Genomic DNA, 220 nt, shown 5'->3' with positions numbered 1-220 from the left:
CCGGGCGACGGCGACCGGCTCGGCGTGCACCCAGGAGCGCAGCAGGTAGAGCCGCCACAGGCACCCGGCGAGCGAGTCGGCCGGCGCGCCGGACCACACCACGGCGATGGTCTCGATGCCCTCGGTCTCGGCCAGCCGCAGCAGCCGCTCGGCCACCGCGGAGTCCCCGCTGGCACGGGCGCCGCGGACGAGCAGGACGGCCGCCCGGTCGGCGGCCTCG

General features: G+C 79.1%; 1 pseudogene. It reads right to left on the bottom strand.

The annotated features are described in order from the left end of the window. Nucleotides 1–220 (bottom strand): annotated as a pseudogene (locus QWY28_RS24860) (hypothetical protein); the annotation flags it as partial.

The organism is Nocardioides oceani (genome assembly GCF_030412965.1).
Taxonomy (GTDB): Bacteria; Actinomycetota; Actinomycetes; order Propionibacteriales; family Nocardioidaceae; genus Nocardioides; species Nocardioides oceani.
Note: the sequence above shows the minus strand (reverse complement) of the source record. Positions and strands in the feature narration are given on the sequence as shown.